The organism is Haemophilus sp. SZY H53 (assembly GCF_054332375.1).
Genome location: NZ_JBTGNV010000001.1, coordinates 175,728 through 194,420, shown reverse-complemented (window position 1 = coordinate 194,420; position 18,693 = coordinate 175,728). Strand labels below are relative to the sequence as shown.

The 18,693-nt window shown below is 40.4% G+C and carries 16 protein-coding genes and 1 tRNA gene; 5 read left to right on the top strand and 12 right to left on the bottom strand.

Annotated features, from left to right (window positions below; translation table 11 throughout):
* Positions 1-29: 29 nt before the first annotated feature.
* Positions 30-953 carry a tRNA pseudouridine(55) synthase TruB gene (gene truB, locus ACXVWB_RS01010; RefSeq protein ID WP_289901733.1) on the bottom strand — a complete coding sequence of 308 codons (924 nt, stop codon included), beginning with the start codon at positions 951-953 and terminating at the stop codon, positions 30-32.
* Complete coding sequence (gene rbfA / locus ACXVWB_RS01005; protein ID WP_289901732.1) at positions 953-1,339, bottom strand: 30S ribosome-binding factor RbfA; 387 nt, start codon at positions 1,337-1,339, stop codon at positions 953-955. Before rbfA ends, truB begins: the two co-directional genes overlap by 1 nt.
* 247 nt (positions 1,340-1,586) lie before the next feature.
* Here rbfA and ACXVWB_RS01000 point away from each other — a divergent pair, with 247 nt between their 5' ends.
* The 4 genes from ACXVWB_RS01000 to ACXVWB_RS00985 all read left to right on the top strand — a co-directional run bounded on the left by ACXVWB_RS01000 (position 1,587) and on the right by ACXVWB_RS00985 (position 8,997).
* Positions 1,587-3,239, top strand: coding sequence for a class I SAM-dependent DNA methyltransferase (locus tag ACXVWB_RS01000; RefSeq protein WP_458485203.1), 1,653 nt, complete (start codon positions 1,587-1,589; stop codon positions 3,237-3,239).
* On the top strand, positions 3,226-4,599 hold the full coding sequence (locus tag ACXVWB_RS00995; RefSeq protein WP_289901730.1) for a restriction endonuclease subunit S: 1,374 nt from the start codon (positions 3,226-3,228) through the stop codon (positions 4,597-4,599). Before ACXVWB_RS01000 ends, ACXVWB_RS00995 begins: the two co-directional genes overlap by 14 nt.
* Before the next feature lies 1 nt (position 4,600).
* Positions 4,601-5,497 (top strand): hypothetical protein, encoded by an 897-nt coding sequence (locus tag ACXVWB_RS00990; protein ID WP_049366546.1) that lies wholly within the window; start codon positions 4,601-4,603, stop codon positions 5,495-5,497.
* A 335-nt stretch (positions 5,498-5,832) separates the two neighbouring features.
* Positions 5,833-8,997 (top strand): type I restriction endonuclease subunit R, encoded by a 3,165-nt coding sequence (locus ACXVWB_RS00985; RefSeq protein ID WP_289901729.1) that lies wholly within the window; start codon positions 5,833-5,835, stop codon positions 8,995-8,997.
* Positions 8,998-9,075: 78 nt separating this feature from the next.
* Here ACXVWB_RS00985 and infB read toward each other — a convergent pair whose 3' ends face one another.
* The 6 genes from infB to ACXVWB_RS00955 all read right to left on the bottom strand — a co-directional run bounded on the left by infB (position 9,076) and on the right by ACXVWB_RS00955 (position 14,699).
* Positions 9,076-11,601: a translation initiation factor IF-2 gene (infB, locus tag ACXVWB_RS00980; protein WP_458485188.1), complete on the bottom strand. Its 2,526-nt coding sequence runs from the start codon at positions 11,599-11,601 to the stop codon at positions 9,076-9,078.
* A gap of 13 nt (positions 11,602-11,614) precedes the next feature.
* Positions 11,615-13,102: a transcription termination factor NusA gene (gene nusA, locus ACXVWB_RS00975; RefSeq protein WP_049355682.1), complete on the bottom strand. Its 1,488-nt coding sequence runs from the start codon at positions 13,100-13,102 to the stop codon at positions 11,615-11,617.
* A gap of 15 nt (positions 13,103-13,117) precedes the next feature.
* Entirely contained in the window at positions 13,118-13,573 is a 456-nt protein-coding gene (rimP, locus tag ACXVWB_RS00970; RefSeq protein WP_289901727.1) for a ribosome maturation factor RimP, read from the bottom strand.
* 129 nt (positions 13,574-13,702) lie between these two features.
* Positions 13,703-13,779, bottom strand: a tRNA-Met gene (locus ACXVWB_RS00965).
* Between the two features lie 79 nt (positions 13,780-13,858).
* Positions 13,859-13,981: a hypothetical protein gene (locus ACXVWB_RS00960; protein ID WP_263970175.1), complete on the bottom strand. Its 123-nt coding sequence runs from the start codon at positions 13,979-13,981 to the stop codon at positions 13,859-13,861.
* A 7-nt stretch (positions 13,982-13,988) separates the two neighbouring features.
* Positions 13,989-14,699 carry an RIO1 family regulatory kinase/ATPase domain-containing protein gene (locus tag ACXVWB_RS00955; RefSeq protein ID WP_458485187.1) on the bottom strand — a complete coding sequence of 237 codons (711 nt, stop codon included), beginning with the start codon at positions 14,697-14,699 and terminating at the stop codon, positions 13,989-13,991.
* 88 nt (positions 14,700-14,787) lie between these two features.
* Between ACXVWB_RS00955 and ACXVWB_RS00950 the strand changes: the two genes are divergently transcribed.
* A complete protein-coding gene (locus ACXVWB_RS00950; RefSeq protein ID WP_049355679.1) occupies positions 14,788-15,348 on the top strand; it encodes a DUF1439 domain-containing protein in 561 nt (186 codons plus the stop codon).
* A gap of 34 nt (positions 15,349-15,382) precedes the next feature.
* Here the strand turns inward: ACXVWB_RS00950 and qseC are convergent, their stop codons facing one another.
* From qseC to ACXVWB_RS00930, 4 genes are all read right to left on the bottom strand, one after another.
* Entirely contained in the window at positions 15,383-16,738 is a 1,356-nt protein-coding gene (gene qseC / locus ACXVWB_RS00945) for a quorum sensing histidine kinase QseC (protein WP_297568127.1), read from the bottom strand.
* Complete coding sequence (locus ACXVWB_RS00940) at positions 16,728-17,396, bottom strand: response regulator (RefSeq protein WP_289901722.1); 669 nt, start codon at positions 17,394-17,396, stop codon at positions 16,728-16,730. Before ACXVWB_RS00940 ends, qseC begins: the two co-directional genes overlap by 11 nt.
* 76 nt (positions 17,397-17,472) lie before the next feature.
* The gene (locus ACXVWB_RS00935) at positions 17,473-17,841 is read right to left on the bottom strand and encodes a NirD/YgiW/YdeI family stress tolerance protein (protein ID WP_289901790.1); all 369 of its coding nucleotides are present in this window, start codon (positions 17,839-17,841) and stop codon (positions 17,473-17,475) included.
* A gap of 146 nt (positions 17,842-17,987) precedes the next feature.
* On the bottom strand, positions 17,988-18,674 hold the full coding sequence (locus ACXVWB_RS00930; protein WP_289901721.1) for a hypothetical protein: 687 nt from the start codon (positions 18,672-18,674) through the stop codon (positions 17,988-17,990).
* Positions 18,675-18,693: the final 19 nt, after the last annotated feature.

Below are 18,693 nucleotides of genomic sequence, written 5' to 3'. Positions count from 1 at the left end.
TACTGGAATTAAAAAAGAAAGACAAATAGTTAGAGAGATTGCGTAATCAAGCGTTGTGGACGAATCACATTGTTATCATCGACAAGTGCTACACCTAAAAAGATATTCTCGTCAGAAAATAACCGCACTTGACCATGTAATTTTGCTTCATTAGCAAATTTAACGCGTTGTCCAAAGCCGATACCTTTACTTTGCTCGGCATTTAGCTGTAATGCGGGTAATTTACTGACCGCTGTATCTGTCGGTAAAAGATGTTGATCAAGTGGTGCAAGATCTCCTTGCTCTGCAAGCGCCTGCAAAGCATCCCATGTCATCATCTTTTCTGTTGGATAATCTGCAACCGCAGTTCGACGTAACACTGTCACATGAGCGCCACAACCTAACACTTCACCTAAATCATCCACTAATGTACGGATATAAGTTCCTTTCGAACAATGCACTTCTAAAGTTAGAAAAGGTGCTTGATACTCGATAAAATTTAGCTCAAAAATCCTGATAGGACGGGCTTCACGTTCTACGGTAATGCCTGCGCGAGCATACTCATACAACGGTTTTCCATTGTGCTTTAATGCAGAAAACATGGTCGGTATTTGTAAAATATCACCACGAAATTGTTCAAGTGCAGTCAAAATTTGTGATGTTTCCACATTGACAGGGCGCGTTTCTACCACTTGTCCTTCAGCATCAGAGGTATCCGTACGTTCACCTAATTTTGCTGTGACCACATAGCGTTTATCCGCATCTAACAAAAATTGTGAAAACTTTGTGGCTTCACCTAAACAAATGGGCAGCATACCGGTTGCTAATGGATCGAGCGCACCAGTATGCCCTGCTTTATTCGCTTGGAATACACGTTTAACTTTTTGCATAATGTCATTAGATGACATGCCTTGTGGCTTATCTAATAAAAATACACCATCAATATCACGCCCACGCTTACGAGGTCTCGACATTAGTCATTTTCCTCAACGTGTTTTTTCTCGTCTTCACGTACCACGTTTGTCACTAAATTAGACATACGCATCCCTTCAACTAAGGATTGATCGTAGAAGAAACGAATTTCTGGCACAATGCGTAAGCGCATTGCTTTACCCACTAATGAACGAATATAAGGTGCCGCTTTTTCTAACCCTTTCATGCCTTGCTCAATTGCCGTTTCATCGTGATCGAATAAAAATGTGACAAACACTTTTGCATAAGCTAAGTCGCTTGATACTTCCACATCTGACACGGTTACCATGCCAATACGGGGATCTTTTACTTCCCGTTGTAAAATGATAGCGATTTCTTTTTGTAATTCTTGTGCAACACGATCGCTGCGTTTAAATTCTCTTGTCATAGTCATTCCTTATTTATAAAAGCCCTCATTCTACTGGAAATCATTGGATTTAGCACGCAAAAATCCCTTTTAACCCGATACTGTTTTCGATAAAATGACGCCTGATAATTTGTTTGAATATTCAAACTTCCGATAAAAATCACTCTACAGAGGGCATAATTTATGCAAGCGAGACGAGACGAGACGAGACGAGACGAGACGAGACGAGACGAGACGAGACGAGACGAGACGAGACGAGACGACCAAGATTGTCGATGAAAATCACACATTACAACAAGCATTTTTAAATGAATTAGACGAAAAACTTTGGTCATCTGCCGATAAACTGCGCCAGCAGCTTGATGCCGCCAATTACAAACACATCGTACTCGGCTTAATTTTCCTTAAATACATCTCCGACAGCTTCACTCATCAGCAGGAAAAAATTCAGGCAGAGCTTAGCGACTCCGAAAATCCACTCTATCTTGACCGCACTTTCTACGATACGGACGAAGAATATCAAGAAGCCTTAACCGTCGAACTGGAAAACCGCGACTACTACACCGCCGACAATGTGTTCTGGGTGCCGCAGCAAGCCCGTTGGGACGAGATTAAAGCCGTTTCCATCTTAAACATCGGCGCAGAGCTGCCCTGGGGAGGGAAATTTTCCGGTGTGGCCAAACTGATTGACGATGCCTTCGACGCCATTGAAAAAGACAACGAAAAACTCAAAGGCGTCCTCCAACGCATCAGCGGCTATGCCGTAAACGAAGACACCCTGCGCGGGCTGATTATCCTCTTCTCCGATACTCACTTTACCCGTCCGACTTACAACGGCGAGCCCGTGCATTTAGGCGCAAAAGACATTCTCGGCCACGTTTACGAATACTTCCTCGGTCGCTTTGCCCAAGCCGAAGGCAAACGCGGCGGGCAATATTTCACGCCGAAATCCATTGTTTCCCTGATTGTCGAAATGCTCGAGCCATACTCCGGCCGCGTCTATGACCCGGCTATGGGCAGCGGCGGCTTTTTCGTGCAAACCGAACGCTTTATCACCGCCCATCAAGGCAACATCAACAACGTTTCCATCTACGGGCAAGAATTCAACCCGACCACCTGGAAACTCGCCGCCATGAACATGGCCATCCGCGGCATTGATTACGACTTCGGCAAACACAACGCCGACAGCTTCACACAGCCGCAACACATCGACAAAAAGATGGATTTCATTATGGCAAATCCACCCTTCAACATCAGTGATTGGTGGAGCGAATCCCTGGCCGACGACCCACGTTGGGCATACGGCACGCCGCCCAAAGGCAACGCCAACTTCGCTTGGCTGCAACACATGATTTACCACCTCTCGCCCAACGGCAAAATGGCATTATTGCTGGCCAACGGCTCCATGAGCAGCCAAACCAACAACGAAGGCGAAATCCGCAAAGCCATCATCAATGCCGACTTGGTGGAATGTATGGTCGCCCTACCCGGCCAGCTCTTCACCAACACCCAAATCCCCGCCTGTATTTGGTTCTTAAACCGCAACAAAAAGCGCAAAGGCGAAGTATTGTTTATCGACGCTCGCCAAGTCGGCTACATGAAAGACCGCGTATTGCGCGATTTCACTGCTGACGACATCGCCAAAATTGCCAACACCCTCCACGCCTGGCAACAATCATACGGCTACGAAGACCAAGCCGCTTTCTGCAAATCCGCGACTTTAGAAAACATTGCGGGCTACAATTTCGTCCTCACACCGGGACGCTATGTCGGCACCGCAGAACAAGAAGATGATGGCGTACCATTTACAGAAAAAATGCAAAATCTGACCGCTCTTTTGAAAGAACAGTTTGCGAAAAGTGCGGAGTTGGAAGCGGAGATTAAGAAGAATTTAGAGGGATTGGGGTATGATCTTTACTAATATGAAATTAAGTGATCTATGTGTAGAAATTTCATATGGATACACAGCAAGTGCAACAGAAAATAATACAGGTTGCAAATTTTTGAGAATAACAGACATTCAAGGTGGATACGTTGATTGGGACAAAGTTCCTTTTTGTGAAATTGAAAGTAAAGATATAACAAAATATCAGTTAATAGAAGGAGACATTGTAATAGCTAGAACTGGCAATAGCACAGGTGAAAATTTTATTTTTCAAGGTAAAAATAATGCTGTTTTTGCCTCATACCTAATTAGATATAGAGTAAATAAAGAAATAGCAAACCCATATTATATTTGGTTAAATTTAAGATCTTCTAATTGGTGGGGATTTGTATCAGGAGCCAAAAGTGGTTCTGCTCAAGCTGGAGCTAATGCAAAGATTTTAGGAACATTTGAAATACCTATACCAGATCTACAAACACAAAATAAAATTGCAGATTTTTTTCAACATATAAATAATAAAATCCAACTCAACACCCAAATCAACCAAACCTTGGAACAAATCGCCCAAGCCCTGTTTAAAAGCTGGTTTGTCGATTTTGATCCCGTGCGTGCCAAAGTCCAAGCCCTTTCAAACGGCCTTAGCCTTGAACAAGCGGAACTGGCAGCCATGCAGGCAATCAGCGGAAAAACACCCGAAGAACTGACCGCACTTTCACAAACACAGCCTGAACGCTACGCCGAATTAGCTGAAACCGCCAAAGCGTTTCCGTGTGAGATGGTGGAAGTTGATGGGTTTGAAGTGCCGAAGGGGTGGGAGGTTAAACCACTACCTGAAATCATTGACTTCCTTGAAGGACCAGGCATTCGTAATTGGCAATATACAGATGAAGAAGATGGTATCAAGTTTATCAATATCCGCTGCATCCAGAATGGGGACTTGACATTAACAACCGCAAATAAAATCACGAAGGAAGAAGCTTTTGGAAAATATAAACACTTCCAACTTGAAGAAGACGATATTGTTGTTTCAACATCTGGAACATTAGGACGATTTGCTTTTGTTAGGAAGGAACATCTGCCTTTATCACTCAATACAAGTGTTATCCGTTTCCGTCCTATTAAAAATAAAAGCACATTAGGCTTCATTGCTGGTTTTGTTGAGAATCAATTACAACATGAATTGGAAATCCGAGCTTCAGGTTCTGCCCAGCGTAACTTTGGACCTACACATTTGAAACAAATATCTCTATTAGTGCCTGATTTCAAATTACTTGAATTACATCAGAAATATGCTTCTTCTTTATTTGAAAAAAGAAAACAGCTTCTTTCTGAAATTGATGTATTGAAAGATACTAGAGATTTGTTATTACCTAAATTATTAAATGGAGAAATTTAAGATGCCAAAAATGAAAGAGGTAAAAGAAAACTTATTAAATAATGCTAAATCATCAATTCAACTTGGCATCGAGGACTTTGATCTAGCAGAAAATGATAAAAATAGAAAAATCTCATCTATTCGTAATTCTGTCGCAGGATTATTACTACTTTATAAATATAAATTACTACTAGAAAGTCAATTTGAAGAAGATAAGTTCAAGTACATTAGAAAGAAAAATTATAATGGAAATATACAAGAACTTCCTAGACAAACTGCAACTGTAAAAGAGATAAAAGATAACTTCAATTCTCTTGATTTGAATTTACCTAACATTTCCTTTTTAGATGAAATAATTGATACTAGAAATCAAATTGAACACTTTTATCAAGTTAATGAGGTAGATATATTACAATTATTAGTCAAAATTTATTATTTAATAGAAAGCTTTTATGATAAATATTTGGTAGAGCTGCATGGGCGATTTGAAGAATTTATCACTATTCCTGTATATCAGAAAATCCTTAATAACAAGCAAATTTATACTGATAAATTAGAACATTGTAGAAACAGTTTCGATAATATTATTTTTCCTAGTGATGAAGTAAAAGAGGTACTTCTAGACAATCAAAAGTGTCCTAGTTGTAAAAGTAATTTAATTGAATGCAAAGGTCAAGATGATGAACATATCGAGCTTATCTGCAAATACTGTCTCAATGATAACTTAGATGTATATGATGTGTTGGAATTAACTCATAGAGATATTCTAGATGGTGGTGATTATAGATATTCGTGTCCTGAATGTTACGACATGAATGTTATTAATGGCGTATGTTTTTCTTGTGGATATGAACTAGAAGCGGATCGAGATTATGAGCGAGAAGCTTATATCGAATACCTTATGTCTAAAAATGACTAATCATTTATAACGATAATTTCACTTCAGCCAAATCTCCCCTATCCCCTCTTTGCTAAAGAGGGGGACTATTTGGGAGGTTTGTTGACTGCAAGCGGTCGGATTAGCAGAAAAATTACTCATGAAAAACACCTAAACTAAAATTACGCTCAATACCATTCCCCTCTTTCGTAAAGAGGGGTTAGGGGAGATTTGGAAGGTTTGTTAGCTGCAAGCGGTCGGATTAACAGAAAAATTATTCATGAAAAACACTTAAACTAACACTACGCTCGATACCATTCCCCTCTTTCGTAAAGAGGGGTTAGGGGAGATTTAAACCACACTCTAAGGAACCAATCATGCTCAACGAAAACGACATCGAACAACTCACTCTTCAACGCCTGCAATCCCTCAGTTGGGAATATCGCTATGGTAAAGACTTGCCTGTTCATGAAGGCGAGTTTGCCCGTGGCGATTTGAGCGGCGTAATCTTTGTTGAGCAATTGCGTGCGGCGGTGCGCAAGCTTAATCCGCAGCTGCCTGAAAGTGCGGTTGATTCTGTGGTGAAATCGGCGACGAAAAGTGATATTGGCGACTTGGTGGTGCGTAATCAGGCGTTTTATAAACTGTTGCGTGATGGCGTGCGGGTAGAATATACGTTAAATGGTGAACAAAAAATCGAGATGGCGCGCTTGGTAGATTTCGACCATTGGGGAAACAATCGCTTTGTTGCCGTCAATCAGCTAGAAATCCGCAGCCGTAAAGGGGGCAAGCGGATTCCTGATATTATCGGCTTTGTAAATGGTCTGCCCTTAGTGGTATTTGAGCTGAAAAATCCGCTGCGTGAATCGGCGGATTTATTGCAGGCGTTTAATCAATTTGAAACCTATAAAGATGAAATTGCCGAGCTGTTTGTTTACAACCAAGCCTTGATTATTTCAGACGGTATTGCTGCCCGTTTAGGCTCGCTTTCGGCAGATTTCCAACGCTTTACGCCGTGGAAAGTCGTTGATGAAAAAAATAAAAGCGCGCGCTTATATTTTGACGATGAATTGCAAAGCCTGCTCAATGGCTTAATGCAGCCTGAGGATTTATTGGACTATATCCGCTATTTCATCTTATTTGAGCGGGATTCCAGTGGTAAAACCATTAAAAAAATCGCGGCGTACCATCAATATTACGGCGTAAATGAAGCGGTAGATTCCACCATTTGGGCGACTTCAGAAAAAGGCGACCGCCGCATTGGCGTGATGTGGCATACGCAGGGTTCGGGTAAGTCGATTTCTATGTTGTTTTATGCCGGCAAACTGCTTGCACAGCCTGAATTGAAAAATCCGACGATTGTGGTGGTGACCGACCGCAACGATTTGGACGGCCAACTTTTCCAAACCTTTTCTTCAGGCAAAGATTTAATCAAGCAAACACCGCAACAAGTGGAAGACCGCGATCAACTACGCCAACTGCTCGCACAAAATGAAGTGGGCGGTGTGTTTTTTACTACGATTCAGAAATTCGCCTTAAATGAGGAAGAAAGCCGCTTCCCTGTTTTAAATGAGCGCAGCAATATTATTGTAATCAGCGATGAAGCACACCGCAGTCAATATGGTTTTACGCAAAAGCTGCATAACGGCAAGTTTCAGGCAGGCTACGCCCGCCATTTGCGCGATGCGCTGCCTAATGCTTCGTTTATCGGTTTTACTGGTACGCCGATTAGCCTAGAAGATAAGGACACGCAAGATGTGTTCGGGCGTTATGTGTCGATTTATGATTTACAAGATGCGGTGGAAGATGGCGCAACCGTGCCGATTGTGTATGAAGCACGCCAAATCCGCTTAAACGAAAAAGAACACGATGAGCTATTCAAAGAAATTGATGATTTGCTGGAAGAGGAGCAATCCCCTGCCCTGCGTTTACAGGAAAAATTGCTGGGTTCGCAAGCCCGTCTGGCCGATTTAGCCGCAGATTTTGTGCAGCATTTTGCCAAACGCAATGAAGTGGTGGACAGCAAAGCGATAATGGTGGTTTCCAGCCGTCAGATTTGCGTGGACTTATACAATGAAATCATCAAACTGCGTCCTGAATGGCATTCGGATAATATTAACGAAGGGGCGATTAAAATTGTGATGACGGGTTCGGCTTCCGATGCGCCGGAAATGCAGAAACACGTTTACAGTAAACAGGAAAAACAAACGCTGGAACGCCGCTTTAAAGACCCGAACGATCCGCTGAAGGTTGTGATTGTGCGCGATATGTGGCTGACGGGATTTGATGCGCCTTGCTGTAATACGATGTATATCGACAAGCCGATGCAAGGGCACAACCTGATGCAGGCGATTGCGCGGGTTAACCGTGTATTCCGCAATAAAAGTCGAGAAAATGGCGGTTTGATTGTGGATTATGTTGGCATTGCCGAAAAACTCAAAGAAGCAACCCAGCAATACACCAATTCGCAAGGCAAGGGCAAGCTGACGGATAGCGTGATTGATGTGTTCTTTAAAATGAAAGAGCATTTAGAGTTCGTCCGCAGCCTGTTTGCAACGCCGGTTGAAGGGAAAACCTTTGATGTTCAGACGGCCCTAAAAAAAGATAATCCACATGATCTTTTGATGGCTATTCGGTTTGCCGCCAACCATATTTTAAGCCTCGATCAATTACCGTTTGATGGCAAAGCGCACGAGCAACATTGGTTTGATAAAAAAGAAACCGAGCCACGCAAAAAAGCCTTTTTGAAAGCGGCGGGTTTGGTGAAAAAAGGCTATATGCTGTGCGGCGCATTGGCTGAAGTTGAGCCATATAACCAAGAAATCGCCTTTTATGATGCCGTACGGGCAATTTTAACTAAACGTGAACAAAAAGGCACAGGCACAAATGAAAGACAGATTTTATTAAAAAAACTGGTTAATCAAACTGTGTATTCTGAAGGCGTGATTGATTTATTTGATCTGCTAGAAAAACCACAACCACAAATCAGTTTGCTTTCCGAGGAATTTTTACAAACAGTTAAAAATAGCCCAACTAAAAATTTATGGGTTAGCGCGATGGAGCGTTATTTGGCAAGCGAAATCAAAGCCAAATCAGGCGCGAACCTCACCTTGCAAAAAGACTTCGAGCAACGTTTGAAAGAAGCCCTAAATCAATACCACAACCACAATTTAAGCGTGGTAGAAATTTTGGATGAGCTCTTCAAAATGAGCCAAGACTTCCAAGAACGCTTAGCTTTAGGTGAAAAGCTGGGGCTGAAAAAAGAAGAACTCGCCTTCTACGAAGCCCTCGCCCAAAACCAAAGCGCCCGTGAACTGATGGGCGATGAAGTGCTTTCCAAACTAGCCAAAGAAATTACCGATACTTTAAGACGCTCAGTTACCATCGACTGGCAATACAAAGAAGGCGTTCGCGCCAAAATGCGCATTCTCGTTAAACGCGCCCTACAACGCTACAAATATCCACCTGATAAACAGGAAGAAGCGGTAACTTATGTGATTAAACAAGCTGAAGAAATTGCTGAGGATTTAACTGGTTTATAATTTTGATGCGGTTTATTTAATAACAAAAGGGCGATTAAAAACACCATGATTTTTAACCGCCCTTTATGTTGTTAAAAGTTAGATTGAACGTTTAATCTCAACCACTTCAAACACCTCAATTTGGTCGCCAACTTTTACGTCATTGTAGTTTTTAACGCCGATACCACATTCCATACCATTACGGACTTCAGAAACGTCATCTTTAAAGCGACGGAGAGATTCCAATTCACCTTCAAAGATTACCACGTTGTCACGTAATACGCGGATTGGATTATTACGTTTTACTACACCTTCAGTCACCATACAACCCGCGATGGCGCCGAATTTAGGATGTTTAAACACCTCACGCACTTCAGCCAAGCCGATGATTTCTTGTTTGAATTCAGGTTGTAGCATACCACTCATCGCGGCTTTCACATCATTTAATAGTTCATAAATGATAGAGTAATAACGAAGATCAATATTTTCTGCTTCGATAATACGACGAGCAGAAGCATCCGCACGTACGTTAAAGCCAACCATAATCGCATTAGAAGCCGCCGCTAAGGTTGCATCAGTTTCAGAAATACCACCTACACCAGAACCCACTACTTTCACTTTCACTTCATCAGTAGAAAGATCTTGTAATGATTGAATAATCGCTTCCACAGAACCCTGCACGTCTGCTTTCACAATAATATTCAGTTCAGCCACATCACCTTCCGTCATATTGCTAAACATATTTTCAAGTTTCGCTTTTTGCTGACGAGCAAGTTTCACTTCACGGAACTTACCTTGACGGTGTAATGCTACTTCACGTGCTTTTTTCTCATCACGCACTACGGTTGCTTCATCACCCGCTGCAGGTACGCCAGAAAGACCTAACACCTCAACAGGAATAGATGGACCGGCTTCATCGATTTCTTGACCATTTTCATCGCGCATTGCACGAACACGACCGTATTCAAAACCACAAAGTACGATATCACCTTTACGTAAAGTACCTGATTGAACAAGAATCGTCGCAACCGGACCACGACCTTTATCAAGGTAAGATTCAATCACCACACCACTTGCCATACCGTCTTTTACAGCCGTTAATTCAAGTACTTCTGATTGAAGCAAGATGGCATCTAATAAGTCATCAACACCAGTACCTTTCTTCGCAGAAACAGGCACGAATTGTACATCACCACCGAATTTCTCAGAAATCACTTCGTGTTGAAGTAATTCTTGTTCTACGCGATCTGGGTTGGCTTCTGGTTTATCAATTTTATTCACCGCAACCACTAAAGGCGCACCCGCTGCTTTCGCGTGTTGAATCGCTTCAATAGTTTGAGGCATCACACCATCATCTGCCGCCACCACAAGAACGACGATATCCGTTGCTTTCGCACCACGTGCACGCATTGAGGTAAATGCAGCGTGTCCCGGCGTATCTAAGAAGGTGATCATTTTTCCGTCATCCATTTCTACGTGGTATGCACCGATGTGCTGAGTAATACCACCCGCCTCGCCTGCTGCAACTTTCGCTTTACGAATGTAATCAAGTAATGAGGTTTTACCATGGTCAACGTGACCCATAATCGTTACAACTGGTGCTCGAGTCACTTTTTCTGCGTTAACATCACGGTCGCCTAATACTTCTTCTTCAAGTTCATTTTCATTGCGAAGAATCACTTTGTGACCTAATTCTTCAGCCACTAATTGCGCTGTTTCTTGGTCAAGCACTTGGTTAATGGTTACCATTTCGCCCATCTTCATCATTGCTTTGATGATTTCAGTCGCTTTGGTTGCCATTTTATTTGCTAATTCTGCAACAGTAATGGTTTCACCAATAACAACATCCTGTTTTACAACCTGAACAGGTTTTGTGAAGGCTTGTTGTAATGCTGCACCTTTCTTACCATGTTTACCTTTACCGAATTTTCCGTCTTTTTGATTTTTACGGTTGGATTCGCGCTCATTTTTGCTGCCTTTCACGTCATCACGTTCTTTTTTCGCTTTGGCCACTTTATTTTTGCCACGACCTCGATTTTCGTTACGACGTTCTTCTTCATTTTCTGCTTCTAGTGCATAACGAGAACTTAAGTTGTAATCCGCATAATCTTCAGATGAAGACTCCGTTGCCGAGTTATCAGCTTCAGCGTAACGTCTTGCTTCTTCAGCAGCTTTACGCGCTTGTTTCTCAGCTTTCTGACGAGCCAATTCGTCCGCTTTACGACGAAGTTCGGCTTCTTCTGCTTTTAGCTTTTCTTTTTCAGGATCAGTCGATTTAGGTTTATTTTCCACCACACTTTGTGCTGGTTTCACTGATTTTTCTGCTTCAGATTTGACTTGTTCAGCTTTTGTTTTTTCAGCTGCAGCTTTTTCAGCGGCTAAACGCGCTTTTTCTTCTGCCGCTTTCTTTTCTGCTGCCTCCGCCTCTTGCTGTGCTTTTAATTTTGCAGCTTCTGCTGCTTTCTGTGCAGCATTAGTTGGTACCGTCCGTTTTTTACGAACTTCAACTTGTACGGCCTTTGCTTTACCACCTGCGGTCGTACCACTTACAGTTGTCTTCGTTCTGCGTTGAATACTTAGTTTTTTGGGTGCATTTGCATCTATATTTTTTACATCTTCAGTCATAATTATAAACTCCTTACTCTTCGCTGAACCAGCAAATATTTCGAGCAGCCATAATAAAATCAGCGGCTTGCTCTGCGGTTAATTCTTCGATATCAGCTAAATCATCTACTCCCTGCTCTGCAAGTTCTTCAAGTGTAGTAATTTGTTTTTCAGCTAATTTAAAGGCAATGTGACGATTCATACCTTCAAGATTTAATAAACGATCTTCAATATTCGCTTTTTTCAACGCTTCTTCTTCAGCGACAGCTTCAGCGGTAATCGCCTCTTTTGCTCGACCTTGTAATTCTTCAATCAAGTCTTCATCTTCTAAACCATCAATTGCAGTCAGTTCACTCACGGGGACATAAGCCACTTCTTCTAATGAAATGAAACCTTCATCCACTAAGATTTGAGCAAACTCTTCATCAAGCCCTAATTTATCCATAAATAAGTTTAATACTTTAGTATCTTCAGCTTGATGTCTTTCATTTAGCTGTTCAGTAGTCATCACATTTAATGTCCATCCTGTTAATTGGGTGGCTAAACGAACATTTTGACCGTTACGGCCGATTGCTTGTGCTAAGTTATCTGCATTAACGGCAATATCCATTGAGTGATTATCTTCATCCACGATAATTGAAGTCACATCAGCCGGCGCCATCGCATTAATTACGTATTGTGCCGGATTATCATCCCAAAGTACGATATCCACACGTTCACCACCTAACTCATTGGTAATCGCTTGAACGCGGGCACCCCGCATACCCACACATGCACCAACAGGGTCAATACGTTTATCATTGGATTTCACCGCAATTTTCGCACGAGAACCTGGATCACGTGCAGCACCACGAATTTCAAGCATTTCTTCGCCAATTTCTGGTACTTCAATACGGAATAACTCGATTAACATTTCAGGTTTTGCGCGAGTCACAAATAATTGTGCCGTTTTGCTTTCTGGATTCACTTTATAAAGCACACCACGAACACGATCACCTGGACGGAAATTTTCACGTGGAAGCATATCTTCACGCATAATCACGGCTTCAGCTTTATTGCCTAAATCTAAAATGATGCTTTCACGATTTACTTTTTTCACCGTACCCGTAACAATCTTGCCTTCTTCAGAACGGAATTGCTCAACTACTTTTGCACGCTCTGCTTCACGAATCTTTGTACTGATAACTTGGCGAGCAGTTTGCATTGCAATACGGTCAAATGCGATAGACTCAATTTGATCTTCGACATAATCACCAAGTTGAATATTCGCATCTTCAAATTGTGCTGCTTCTAATGTCATTTCTTTGGTTGGCACTTTGACTTCATCAACCACCAACCAGCGACGGAATGTATCAAATTCACCCGTTTTAGGATTGATAGATACACGAATATCGGTTTCATAGTCATATTTTTTCTTCGTTGAAAGTGCGATCGCACTCTCTAACGCTTCAAAAATCTTTTCACGTGGTAATAACTTCTCGTTAGATACTGCTTCAGCAGCTAACAAAATCTCTTTACTCATTTTCCTTTTTCTCCTTTAAAACTTTGCGATTACATTGGCTTTTTGAATGTTGCCAAAAATAAGAACGTGTTCCTGACCATCAACAATAAGTGTCAACATGTCATTTTCAATTTTTTCTAATTTACCTTGCCATTTACGACGATCTAAAACAGGAATACGTAAATGCACAGCAATATCCTCGCCCACATAACGTTGGAATTGTTCAAGCGTAAATAATGGACGATCGAGACCTGGTGATGATACTTCTAGGTTATACTTATCCGCAATCGGATCTTCCACGTCTAAAATTGCGCTCACTTGACGACTTACATCAGCACAATCATCAACGCCTACGCCACCTTGTTTATCAATGAATAAACGTACGGTCATAAAACGACCTGCACGTTGGCATTCAATCCCCCAAAGTTCGCAGCCTAGATCTTCTACGGCACCTTGAAGCATCGCTTGCAAGTTTTGTTCTAATGTTGCCAATTTTTGCTCCTAATCTTAAAATTCAGACATAAAAAAAGGGTTAGGTTCGTCAATGAACCTAAGCCCAGTTTCTAAATTTCTCGTACAAAAAAACCCCAAACTTGGGGTTCTTTTTACTGAACTTGTTATTGGTTGCGGGGGCCGGATTTGAACCGACGGCCTTCGGGTTATGAGCCCGACGAGCTACCAAACTGCTCCACCCCGCGTCCGAAATATGCGGTGTATTATAGTATTTCAACACGGAAAGATCAAGTGATTTCTGCTCATTTTCATGAAAAGTACAATTTAGAATCCAAAACCAGTACCAAGTCCAATACCTACGCCGTTACTCCCACCTTTAGCCCCCACTCCGACAGAACATGCGCTCACAACAAGACTTAATAACATAACTAAAAATAATTTTTTCATTAATTTCCTATTTTAAATGTTCGAATAAGCGATAAATAGCCAATAAATCTGTCCGTGCAATAGGCTTAAATGGAAGTAAAACATAGTAAAGCCAACGCATTTTTTTTACATATCTAACCATAGCAATCCAATAATCTGAAGGACAATGCAATTTATAATAATCAAATAGTGCTCTTAGTTTTTTATCATTTAAATTTTTTACTCGGCACAAACTATTTAAAAATGCCAACATATCACGAGCGATCAGCCACTGTTTATTATAACTTTTAGAATGAGATTCAAAATCCATAAACCTCACCTTTCCTGATTGCCAAGCTATATCACGAATAGCGGGACGCCCATGAATAATACCTTTTTGATGTAATTGAATTAACGCTCGTATCGCTGTCTGCAAAATATTTTCTTTCTGTGCCCAATTTATTTCATTATTATCTAACCAACAATTTAATGTTGGACCAACATCTTCAAGAACCAAATGGTCATCACTAAAGTCACATAATTTAGGTACTGGTGCGCCAATACTATTTAATTTTTGTAGAATGTAGCATTCTTCTTTAAAATGTTTCTTAGGGTAAGGTTTTAAGATTCGCCAGATACCTTTTAAACGCTCAGGTTGTTTCAGCCAATAATATTTGCCCAAATATTCAAAACGAAAAACCCTTTCTTCATTATGTTTTTTTAGCAATGTTTGCACATAAGCTTTAAAGGATAAGACCATACTTTATTACCCATTTTTTTTAGTGTATAGTGAAAAATCAGGGATGTATTGTACGAAACTTTCACTTTTTTTCAATAAAGGAAACATAATGAAAACTTTTAAAATCATATTGGGCATGCTGATTTTTAGTCTATTTACGCCAACCGTTCAAGCCACCCCTTTTAGTATTAATGAACAAGAAATGAATCATTATTTGAATAAAACAGTAACTATTAATGATAGTCTTCGTATTCCAGGCTTATTTTCTGTTGATTATTCTCTGAAAGATTTAATAACACGTATCGGCCAAAATAATGATAGTCGTGTAGAAATGAGTGGTTTAGCTGATATGTTTATTCGCTTATCTGATAAAACTTATGTAGCAAAATTGCATCTAACTTTTGATGCCATTCCAGAATATAACCCACAAGAAGGCGCTCTGTATTTAAAACAACTACGGATTTTGCGCTGGTCAGGTGAACCTAATAATGTGATGGAGCAACTACAAAGTGTGATGCCATTATTAAGCAGAGGGATCGCCACCTTACTCGGCGAGATACCTGTTTACACCTTAGATGAAACAGATATGAAACAAATGATTATAAAAAAATTTGCTCGAGATATTAAGGTAGAAAAAGGGCATATTGACTTAATTGGTGGGATATTTTAACAATCGTAATAAGGGCGTTCAAAAACGCCCTTAACTATAACTCAATCACAGCCCGTAAACCTTGGATTTTACCTTGGTATTCAATATTTTCTAAATAAAAACGATAGTGATGCAATTCTGCAATTCTTGCAACAATCGATAGTCCTAATCCACTTCCTTTTTCATTTTGTCCTGCTGGTCGATAAAAACGTTGGCCTAATTTCGCTAACTCTTCAGGTTCAACGCCTCCACCATTATCTTCGATTAATATTTTGGTTCGTTGCAAAATGACTCGAACTTCTGTTCCTTTGGGGCAATATTTAATAGCATTATCAAGTAAATTGCGTAACATTTGTGACAATAAGAGTGGTTGCCCCTGTTTAATCGGAGGCGAATGCTGATAATCAAAGCTCAAATCAATTTGATGATTCAAGGCATTAAAATATAATTCGCTAACCAATGAAGTAATAATTTCTGACCAATCAATTAGAGCTTGCTCATCTAATTCATTAAGATTATCCAAGCGAGAAAGTGTAAGGAGCTGTTCAATTAATTGATTAGCACGATCGATGCCTTGAGTTAAATGTATTAATGCTATTTCACGAGTTTTTGTATCATCACCAGCTAATTGGGCAACTTCTGTTTGAATACGCAATGCAGCCAATGGACTACGCAATTCATGAGCCGCATCGGAAACAAAACGTCGCTCTCGTTCCAACTGCTCACTGGTACGTGTGAAAAATTGATTTAAGTTTTGGACTAACGGTAGAATCTCTGTTGGCACATCATCAGTTTCTAATAACGACACATCACCTGGTCGGCGAGCTTGTATGTTTCGACTCAATCGATTAATTGGTTTTAATGCACGATAAATCACAATAAACGCAACCAATAATAATACTGGTAATCCTGCAAACCAAATCCCTGTTTGGCTGAAGACCATTTTATTGACCAACTCTTCGCGGTATTCTAATTCTTGTCCCACCGCAATGACAAGTTCGCCTTTACCGACAGGTTGCCAATAAATCAGCCATTCATCGTCGTCATCTAAAATATGTTCTTTGCTAAAACCCGTTTTATTTTGAAAAATAAATTTGTCGCCATTATCGCCATCGGTTAATAGTCTTTCGCCTTTGTTAGAAAATATAGCAAAAGCTAGAGCGTCATTATCGTAATGACGTTTCTGCGGTTTAAATCCACCACGTGGAAAATTCGCATTTTCGTCCAACAATACATTTTTTAAATCAGATGTTGCCAAACGCTCAGCAAAAAGCACTTGTTGTGCATTAAACACATCTTTAGCTTCTTTTTTGACGATCGTCCATGCAACAGCTGTGGCAATGCACCACACGCAAAGTGCGGTCAAACTTAAACCGATTAAGAGACGAAAACTCAGTCGTTTATTTTTCATTAACTTGTCCTAAAGCATAGCCTACGCCATGTACAGTACGAATAAATTGTTTACCCAGTTTTTGACGCAAATTATAAATATGCACATCCAATGCACCACTACTTAATTCTTCATCCCAATTTGACAATTTTTCTTCAATGGTTGTTCGTGAAAGTACCCTCTCCTTATTTAGCATGAAAAGCTCAAGCAATTTATATTCACGCCCGGTTAATGTAATTTCATCCTCATTCAACCAAGCCTTATGTTGAGCAGGATCGAGTTTGACATTACCATGCTCAATTTGTGGTTTAACTTGCCCATAACGACGACGAATCAATGCCTGTAATCGCACCACCACCTCAGCCAAGGCAAAGGGTTTGCAAAGATAATCATCCGCACCTTGTTGAATGCCTTTAATGCGTTCATCCAACGTATCACGTGCAGTTAAGATCAATACAGGCACATCTTGATTATTTGAACGCCATTGTTTTAATACATCCAACCCATCTAACTTAGGCAGAGTCAAATCCAACACTACCGCATCATAAGGTGCACCGATTAAGGCATTTAATCCAGTTTGACCATCGGTAAACCAGTCCACGACAAAACCAGATTTTGACAAACCAATTTGTAACCCATTACCGATTAACGGATCGTCTTCTACTAATAAAACTCGCATAATATTGACCGCACTTTTATCTTTCTCAAAACGAAAAAATGGCGGGCTTTTGCCCACCACTTTAAATTATATTGAGTTATTGCGCTTTTTCAACGCTAATGACTTCAAGCTCTGCTTTATCAAAAGCTTCATTATCTAATTTACCGTAAACGCGAATTTTATCCTGAGGGCCTACATTTAAGCCATTCCAAACACGGTTTTTAATTTCTAATTTGATTTGGCCAGTACCATCAGTGAAAAGATATTCATCACCATCAACTTGTTGAGTGATTTTACCAACTAAGCTAATCATTGAGTCATCTTTCGCAGATAATGCTTGTTTAACAGTCAGTTGTTGACCTTGGTTACCACCTTGGAAGCCACCTTGTGCAGTGTTGCCATTAAAACCAGCAAATGCAGCTGAAGTAGATAAAGCTAAAAGGGTTGCTAAAGCAAATTTTTTCATCATGTTCTCCTAAATAGAATTAAGCATAAATTAATCATGTTTCAAAGCGAAGGATTATCCTCATTGCCGCCTTGTTGATGCTTATTAAACACAACAAATCTTAATAAAATCTTAAGCAACCTTAAGATTTTTAAATTTTTTTAAAATCACCAACAAAATCGCTCATTCACCCAGTTATCTTGGCGTTCTTTTTCCCATTTTGCTTTATTTTCAGGATTAGCAAAATAGCGTTCTTGCTCAACTAAACGCGCATCAAGTTTTGCTTCAGCTTCTTTTAATGCTTGTTTTCTATCTGGATGCTTGCTCGGTAATTGAGGTAAAAATACAGTCTGATACGGGTGATTTTTCGCCCAGTCAATGGCATCTTGCGCCGCCTTGTGTTGTTTGTTCAAATCACAGAACGCATACGGATTAACATGCTGTCCCACTAATTGCCCAAATGCTGTGTTATTCGATACTGTTAATTTATCTAAATCCAACACATATAACGCGGTGATTAAACGGTTTTGCCCACGATAAAACCATTTTACCGCTTCATCACGTAAGCCAAAATCATAAGCACGAGCAGAAAGTGCAAACATTGTCATCGGAGAAACAAAATCCACTTTTTTCTCAATAATATTGACCGCACTTTCAAAATCTTTTTGTGTATTTTTCAGCAATAACACATCAATATCTTTGTTAACATTAATCTGTTCAAGTCGTCCATCTCTGGCATCGTAATAAGGCTTTACATACATATCAATATGCTTAACCGGCTCTTTTGAAATGGAGCTACAAGCCGTTAATAAAAGTGCGGTTGAAATCCACGTTAATTTTAGAAAGGTTCGCATGTTCTTCCCTTATGATGAC

Bases quoted from the DNA above. Each gene is read 5' to 3' on its own strand.
- truB (WP_289901733.1), bottom strand. From the start codon at position 953: ATGTCGAGACCTCGTAAGCGTGGGCGTGATATTGATGGTGTATTTTTA.
- rbfA (WP_289901732.1), bottom strand. From the start codon at position 1,339: ATGACAAGAGAATTTAAACGCAGCGATCGTGTTGCACAAGAATTACAA.
- ACXVWB_RS00995 (WP_289901730.1), top strand. From the start codon at position 3,226: ATGATCTTTACTAATATGAAATTAAGTGATCTATGTGTAGAAATTTCA.
- ACXVWB_RS00990 (WP_049366546.1), top strand. From the start codon at position 4,601: ATGCCAAAAATGAAAGAGGTAAAAGAAAACTTATTAAATAATGCTAAA.
- ACXVWB_RS00985 (WP_289901729.1), top strand. From the start codon at position 5,833: ATGCTCAACGAAAACGACATCGAACAACTCACTCTTCAACGCCTGCAA.
- infB (WP_458485188.1), bottom strand. From the start codon at position 11,601: ATGACTGAAGATGTAAAAAATATAGATGCAAATGCACCCAAAAAACTA.
- nusA (WP_049355682.1), bottom strand. From the start codon at position 13,102: ATGAGTAAAGAGATTTTGTTAGCTGCTGAAGCAGTATCTAACGAGAAG.
- ACXVWB_RS00960 (WP_263970175.1), bottom strand. From the start codon at position 13,981: ATGAAAAAATTATTTTTAGTTATGTTATTAAGTCTTGTTGTGAGCGCA.
- ACXVWB_RS00955 (WP_458485187.1), bottom strand. From the start codon at position 14,699: ATGGTCTTATCCTTTAAAGCTTATGTGCAAACATTGCTAAAAAAACAT.
- ACXVWB_RS00950 (WP_049355679.1), top strand. From the start codon at position 14,788: ATGAAAACTTTTAAAATCATATTGGGCATGCTGATTTTTAGTCTATTT.
- qseC (WP_297568127.1), bottom strand. From the start codon at position 16,738: ATGAAAAATAAACGACTGAGTTTTCGTCTCTTAATCGGTTTAAGTTTG.
- ACXVWB_RS00940 (WP_289901722.1), bottom strand. From the start codon at position 17,396: ATGCGAGTTTTATTAGTAGAAGACGATCCGTTAATCGGTAATGGGTTA.
- ACXVWB_RS00935 (WP_289901790.1), bottom strand. From the start codon at position 17,841: ATGAAAAAATTTGCTTTAGCAACCCTTTTAGCTTTATCTACTTCAGCT.
- ACXVWB_RS00930 (WP_289901721.1), bottom strand. From the start codon at position 18,674: ATGCGAACCTTTCTAAAATTAACGTGGATTTCAACCGCACTTTTATTA.